This window comes from uncultured Blautia sp. (assembly GCF_902497045.1).
Classification (GTDB): domain Bacteria; phylum Bacillota; class Clostridia; order Lachnospirales; family Lachnospiraceae; genus Blautia_A.
The window spans coordinates 1-6,354 of sequence record NZ_CABVDF010000165.1; the positions used below are offsets into that span (position 1 = coordinate 1).

Sequence of the window (6,354 nt, forward strand, 5' to 3'; positions counted from 1 at the left end):
AGAATAAAGGTACTTTACATACAGGAAAAAACATGTTAAAATAAGCAACTGTGATATATTTTCATATCCTTGCTCTCTGACAGTACAGAGGGCCATAATGACCATAAGGAGGTAAAAAGCATGAACAAGTACGAGTTAGCATTAGTTGTGAGTGCCAAAGTTGAGGATGAAGTACGTGATGCAGTAGTAGAGAAAGCAAAAAGCTACATTACACGTTACAATGGCACAATCACAGAAGTAGAAGAATGGGGTAAGAAAAAATTAGCTTACGAAATTCAGAAAATGCATGAAGGCTTCTACTATTTCATTCAGTTTGAAGCAGACGCAGAGTGTCCGGCGGAAGTAGAAAGACATGTACGCATTATGGACAATGTATTAAGATACTTAGTCATTCGTAAAGACGCATAATCTTTTTACAGAAAGTGGATTTTAGAAAGCACCATTAAGAAACCCGTTCACTTACTGAAAAGAGAGGTATAATAATGAACAAAGTAATTTTAATGGGACGCTTAACAAGAGATCCTGAGGTTAGATATTCCGCAGGTGAAAATGCCCTGGCTATTGCCAGATATACGCTGGCAGTTGACAGAAGATTCCGTCGTGACGGAGAAGCAAGTGCTGATTTTATCAGCTGTGTGGTATTCGGACGCGGAGCAGAGTTTGCAGAAAAATATTTCCATCAGGGAATTCGTATCGTGGTCAGCGGCCGTATTCAGACCGGAAGCTATACCAACAGAGAAGGACAGAAGGTGTATACAACAGAGGTTGTTGTTGAGGAGCAGGAATTTGCAGAGAGCAAAGCTGCAAGCGACAATTATGCCGCATCCCATCCGCAGCAGAACACAGCACCATCTATGCCCAGCCCGAGCGCTGCAAGTGCAGACGGCTTCATGAATATTCCTGACGGAATTGACGAGGAGCTGCCATTTAACTGAGAAATCAGTAAAATGACATGCGCAAGATCAGATTGAAAAAAATAGGAGGAAACTATCATGGCTTACAATAGAGGCGAAAGACCGGACTCTCCCATGAAGAGAAGAGGCGGACGCAGAAGAAAAAAAGTTTGCGTATTCTGCGGTAAAGAGAATAACGAGATCGATTACAAGGATGTAGCAAAACTTAGAAAATATGTTTCTGAGAGAGGAAAAATCCTTCCGAGAAGAATCACAGGCAACTGTGCAAAACATCAGAGAGCTCTGACTGTTGCTATCAAGAGAGCACGTCACCTTTCCCTGATGCCATACGTTCAGGACTGATTTAGAGATCAAACACCGCTGTCATTAATTGTGACAGCGGTGTTTTTTTCACTAATTATGGGAAAGCGGGTTATTGTTCACACGGTACTATTTCGCAGTAACCGTAAGGAAGGAGCCGGCGACGGAGTTTCTTTTTTAAATCATATGGCAATATGGCAGAAAATCTGGTATAATAAAATGCGTTGGAAGAAAACTCAGCACGAGAAAATGAAAAAAGAATGGTAATGAAGATTATGGATGGTAAATTTAAGTTAAAAGGTCACCTGAAATATCTGACCAGATGGCCGTTGTATCTGACAGCTCTTCTGGTCATCGTAAACGCTGCAGTTTATGCGATAGAGGTAAAAGCCGGAGCAGTGATGACTGTGGGTATACTGATCTATATGGTCTGCGCTGCAGGGATTTTCTTTTATCACAGACCTCAGATGTTTAATGATCTTGTGGCTTTTGCCAGTCAATATGAGTTCCTTGAAAAAAGAGTCCTGGAAGAACTGGCTCTGCCGTATGCGATCATGGATATGGATGGTCGGATGATCTGGTGCAACCGGGTATTTGCAGAGCTGACTGGCAAGGATCAGTTTTACAGAAAAAATATCAGCACGATTTTTCCGGATATTACAAAGGAGAAGCTCCCTGTTTCTGGAGAAAATGAAATTTCTGAGATAAGCACTCAGGCGGGAGATCGTATCTACAGGATTTCCATGCAGCAGGTAAGGCTGGGAGAAGCAATGGTACACTCAGAAGTTCTGGAGGGGCTGTCAGAGAATACAAGTCTGATCGCGATGTATCTGTACGATGAAACAGAACTTAGAGAATATATCCAGGCAAATGAAGACAATAAACTGGTAGTTGCGCTGGCCTATCTTGATAACTATGAAGAAGCTCTGGAAAGCGTGGAGGATGTAAGGCGCTCTCTTTTGATTGCTCTGATAGACAGAAAGATCACAAAATACTTTTCAAATTACGACGGTCTTGTAAGAAAACTGGAAAAGGATAAGTATTTTCTGATCATGCGCCAGAGTTCTCTCGAGACGTTAAAAGAACAGAAATTCCATATCCTGGAAGAGGTTAAGACCGTTAATATCGGAAATGAAATGACAGTTACGTTAAGTATCGGTATCGGTCTTAATGCGGCTACGTATCTTCAGAATTATGAGTACTGCCGTATTGCTATAGAGATGGCTCTTGGGCGGGGCGGTGATCAGGTTGTTATTAAAAATGGTGACAATATCTCCTATTTTGGAGGAAAAGCACAGCAGATGGAAAAGACAACCCGTGTGAAAGCCCGTGTGAAAGCCCAGGCTCTGAAGGAGTTTATGAGTACCAAAGAGCGTGTAGTAGTCATGGGCCATAAGATCACGGATGTAGATGCTCTGGGAGCCGCCATTGGTATCTATAGAGCGGGCAAGACTCTTGGAAAGCCGGTTCATATTGTAGTAAATGACCCTTCCACATCTATCAGACCTTTGATGGCAGGGTATCTGAATAATCCGGATTATGAACCATCAATGTTTATTGACAGAGAACAGGCGATGGAGCTTGTGGACAATAACACAGTAGTAGTGGTTGTGGATACCAACAAACCAAGCTATACAGAGTGCCAGGAGCTTCTTTATATGACAAAGACCATTGTGGTACTGGATCATCATCGAAGAGGAAATGAGATCATACAGAATGCGGTTCTTTCTTATGTAGAACCTTATGCGTCATCTACATGTGAGATGGTGGCGGAAATTCTGCAGTATTTTTCAGATGATCTGCGTCTGCGGAATATAGAGGCAGACTGTATTTATGCAGGTATCATGATCGATACCAATAATTTTATTACGAGAGCCGGTGTACGTACTTTTGAAGCGGCTGCTTTCCTGCGCCGCAGCGGAGCAGATATGACTAGAGTACGCAAGCTTCTTCGTGATAATATCGAGTCATATAAAGCGAAGGCAGAAGCTGTCCGTTCAGCAAGTATCTATAAAGAATGCTTTGCTATTGCAAAATGCCCAAGTGAAGGACTGGAAAGTCCTACTGTAGTAGGAGCACAGGCTGCAAATGAGCTTCTGAATATTTCCGGCGTAAAAGCTTCATTTGTACTGACACCTTATAATCATGAGGTATACATCAGTGCCAGAGCAATCGATGAGGTGAACGTACAGGTTATGATGGAAAAAATGGGTGGAGGCGGTCATATCAATATCGCGGGAGCCCAGGTCAAACTGCCTATTGATGAGGTAGAAGAAATGTTAAAGAAGATCATTGATGAAATGTATCAGGAAGTAGAGGAGAAAAAATGAAAGTAATTTTATTGGAAGATGTAAAATCTCTTGGAAAAAAAGGACAGATTGTAAATGTCAGCGACGGTTATGCACGAAATATGATCCTTCCAAAGAAACTGGGAGTTGAGGCAACTCCAAAGAATCTTAATGATCTGAAACTCCAGAAAGCAAATGAAGAAAAGGTGGCACAGGAAAATCTGGAAGCTGCTCAGGCATTTGCAAAGGATTTGGAAACAAAAGAAGTGATCCTTACTTTAAAGGTTGGAGAAGGCGGCAGGACATTTGGCTCCATATCTGCAAAAGAAATCTCAGAGGCGGCAAAAAACCAGCTGAATCTTGATCTTGACAAAAAGAAACTGCAGCTGGATGGTCCGATCAGAAATCTGGGCGTAACGCAGGTTCCGGTAAAACTTCATCCGAAGGTAACAGGAAGTCTGAAGGTATGGGTTAAAGAGGCATAGCATGGAGGTTGTAGCAGTATGGAAGAAGCACTGATCAGAAGGATACTTCCTCATAGTATTGAGGCAGAACAGTCTGTGATCGGCTCCATGCTTATGGACAGAGATGCTATCCTGGTGGCATCAGAAATTTTGACAAGTGATGATTTTTATCAGAATCAGTACGGCGTTATTTTTGATGCGATGGTTGAACTATGCAATGAAGGGCAGCCGGTTGATCTGATCACGCTTCAAAACCGCCTAAAGGAAAAAGATCTTCCACCGGATATCAGCAGCATGGAATATGTCCGGGAACTTCTGGCAGCAGTACCAACATCTGCAAATGTAAAATATTATGCAAATATCGTAAGTGAAAAAGCTTTGCTCCGTCGTCTGATCAAGGCAACGGAAGAGGTTGCAAATAACTGCTATCTGGAAAAGGAAAGTACAGAAACACTTCTGGAAGAAGCTGAAAAGAAGCTTTTCAGTATTTTGCAGAGAAGTATTGGCGGTGATTATGTTCCAATCCAGCAGGTTGTTTTGAACGCCATCAATAATATTGAAAAAGCGTCCAAGCTAAAAGGAAATGTAACCGGTATTCCTACAGGATTTGTAGATCTTGACTATAAAACATCCGGTATGCACCCCTCAGATCTTGTTCTTATCGCTGCCCGTCCATCTATGGGAAAAACAGCATTTGTACTGAACATTGCCCAGTATATGGCTTTCCGGAAAAATGTCACAGTTGCCATATTCAGTCTGGAAATGTCAAAGGAACAGCTGGTTAACCGTCTTCTTGCAATGGAATCGCATGTGGATTCTCAGAACATGCGTACCGGAAATCTGAAAGATGAGGACTGGACAAAGCTGGTAGAGGGAGCTGATATTATTGGCCGTTCCAATTTGATCATAGATGATACACCGGGTATCAGTATTGCAGAAATGCGTTCGAAATGTCGTAAATATAAGCTGGAACATAATTTAGGAATAATTATGATCGACTACCTGCAGCTTATGAGCGGAAGCGGAAAGTCCGATTCCAGACAGCAGGAGATTTCAGATATTTCCCGTTCCCTAAAGGCACTGGCCCGTGAGCTTGGAGTACCGGTGATTGCACTGTCACAGTTAAGCCGTGCAGTGGAACAAAGACCGGATCACAGACCGATGCTTTCCGACCTTCGAGAATCAGGAGCAATCGAGCAGGATGCCGATGTGGTTATGTTTCTTTACAGAGATGATTATTACCATAAAGATACAGAAAAAAAAGATATTGCGGAGGTTATCATAGCAAAGCAGAGAAATGGTCCTATTGGAACGATAGAGCTTGTATGGCTGCCGCGGTATACTCAGTTTGTAAATATGAAAAAATAAATCTTTATATAAAAAACCGGAGCTTTGGAAGTTATCTGAACTTTTGAACGCTTCGGTTTTTTGCAGGATAGGGAGGATTCTGTCGAACGCTTTAGGTTGAAATCCATTTATACTCTGCTATAATTTATTTTGTAGGAGGTGTGGTATGGAGACAAGATATACAGTCAGACAGGCAGCAGAAATGACAGGTATCAAGGCTTATGTTATGCGTTACTGGGAGGAGGAGTTAGACCTTCATATTCAACGGAATGAACTGGGCCACCGTTACTACACAGGAAGTGATATTCAGCTTTTTATGAATATTAAGGAACTGAAGAAAAGAGGACTGCAGCTGCGGGCTATTCGTGATCTGATCCCTCAGATTCTCTATACAGCGGCGAACACGGACAAGAATAACTTTCAGCTGCTGGAAGGGGACACGGAAGAAATCCCGCCCCAGGATTCCTTGAATAATATCACAGAAAAGGAAGGGGAAAATGTGACAGATCCAAAAATATTGGAATTTCAGGCAATACTGGAAAGGCTGATCACACAGGAAATCCGTTCAAAAAACGAAGATGAAGAGAGATTTCGTTCCTTGGATCTTGCAATTAGGAAACAGCAGATGGCAAGAAGAGAAATTGCAGCGGCATTGTCGGATAAGAGATCAACAAGGGAAACAAGGATCCATAAGAATATCTAGTATAATACATAAGAAGATTCTGCTATAACAGGATATAGAAAAAGAGCTGCAGCAAAAGCTGCAGCTCCCTGTTTTTATGTAGTGAATTATTCACCTGGCTGAATAGCCTCTGTAGGACAAACATCTGCGCATGTTCCACAGTCAACGCAAGCGTCAGCATCAATTTCGAAATGATCTGCGCCTTCAGAAATAGCCTCAGACGGGCACTCAGCTGCACATGTTCCACAGCTTACACATTCGTCAGTAATTACGTATGCCATTATAATATCCTCCTTTTTTCTCGTTAGCACCTTTTACGGTTCTATATTGCTATTCTAATATATCTTTCATAGGATTAC

General features: G+C 42.1%; 8 protein-coding genes. 7 read left to right on the top strand and 1 reads right to left on the bottom strand.

Translation table 11 applies throughout. The features are described 5' to 3' along the window. Nucleotides 1-120 precede the first annotated feature (120 nt). The 7 genes from rpsF to RDS42_RS11090 all read left to right on the top strand — a co-directional run bounded on the left by rpsF (nt 121) and on the right by RDS42_RS11090 (nt 6,016). On the top strand, nt 121-408 hold the full coding sequence (gene rpsF / locus RDS42_RS11060; RefSeq protein WP_308783716.1) for a 30S ribosomal protein S6: 288 nt from the start codon (nt 121-123) through the stop codon (nt 406-408). A gap of 74 nt (nt 409-482) precedes the next feature. Further along, entirely contained in the window at nt 483-935 is a 453-nt protein-coding gene (locus tag RDS42_RS11065) for a single-stranded DNA-binding protein (RefSeq protein ID WP_308783717.1), read from the top strand. Between the two features lie 57 nt (nt 936-992). Continuing rightward, the gene (gene rpsR, locus RDS42_RS11070) at nt 993-1,256 is read left to right on the top strand and encodes a 30S ribosomal protein S18 (RefSeq protein WP_022066584.1); all 264 of its coding nucleotides are present in this window, start codon (nt 993-995) and stop codon (nt 1,254-1,256) included. Between the two features lie 218 nt (nt 1,257-1,474). After that, nucleotides 1,475-3,544 (top strand): DHH family phosphoesterase, encoded by a 2,070-nt coding sequence (locus RDS42_RS11075; RefSeq protein WP_308783718.1) that lies wholly within the window; start codon nt 1,475-1,477, stop codon nt 3,542-3,544. Then, nucleotides 3,541-3,987, top strand: a complete 447-nt coding sequence (rplI, locus tag RDS42_RS11080) for a 50S ribosomal protein L9 (RefSeq protein WP_308783719.1) — start codon at nt 3,541-3,543, stop codon at nt 3,985-3,987. Before RDS42_RS11075 ends, rplI begins: the two co-directional genes overlap by 4 nt. 18 nt (nt 3,988-4,005) lie before the next feature. Further along, entirely contained in the window at nt 4,006-5,334 is a 1,329-nt protein-coding gene (gene dnaB / locus RDS42_RS11085; protein WP_308783720.1) for a replicative DNA helicase, read from the top strand. 145 nt (nt 5,335-5,479) lie between these two features. Next, nucleotides 5,480-6,016, top strand: coding sequence for a helix-turn-helix domain-containing protein (locus tag RDS42_RS11090; RefSeq protein WP_308783721.1), 537 nt, complete (start codon nt 5,480-5,482; stop codon nt 6,014-6,016). 86 nt (nt 6,017-6,102) lie between these two features. Here RDS42_RS11090 and RDS42_RS11095 read toward each other — a convergent pair whose 3' ends face one another. After that, nucleotides 6,103-6,276 (bottom strand): DUF362 domain-containing protein, encoded by a 174-nt coding sequence (locus RDS42_RS11095; RefSeq protein ID WP_177275620.1) that lies wholly within the window; start codon nt 6,274-6,276, stop codon nt 6,103-6,105. Nucleotides 6,277-6,354: the final 78 nt, after the last annotated feature.

What these genes read in the sequence shown, in the direction of transcription:
- RDS42_RS11075 (WP_308783718.1), top strand. Translation starts at nt 1,475, where the DNA reads ATGGTAATGAAGATTATGGATGGTAAATTTAAGTTAAAAGGTCACCTG.
- RDS42_RS11095 (WP_177275620.1), bottom strand. Translation starts at nt 6,276, where the DNA reads ATGGCATACGTAATTACTGACGAATGTGTAAGCTGTGGAACATGTGCA.
- rplI (WP_308783719.1), top strand. Translation starts at nt 3,541, where the DNA reads ATGAAAGTAATTTTATTGGAAGATGTAAAATCTCTTGGAAAAAAAGGA.
- RDS42_RS11065 (WP_308783717.1), top strand. Translation starts at nt 483, where the DNA reads ATGAACAAAGTAATTTTAATGGGACGCTTAACAAGAGATCCTGAGGTT.
- dnaB (WP_308783720.1), top strand. Translation starts at nt 4,006, where the DNA reads ATGGAAGAAGCACTGATCAGAAGGATACTTCCTCATAGTATTGAGGCA.
- RDS42_RS11090 (WP_308783721.1), top strand. Translation starts at nt 5,480, where the DNA reads ATGGAGACAAGATATACAGTCAGACAGGCAGCAGAAATGACAGGTATC.
- rpsF (WP_308783716.1), top strand. Translation starts at nt 121, where the DNA reads ATGAACAAGTACGAGTTAGCATTAGTTGTGAGTGCCAAAGTTGAGGAT.
- rpsR (WP_022066584.1), top strand. Translation starts at nt 993, where the DNA reads ATGGCTTACAATAGAGGCGAAAGACCGGACTCTCCCATGAAGAGAAGA.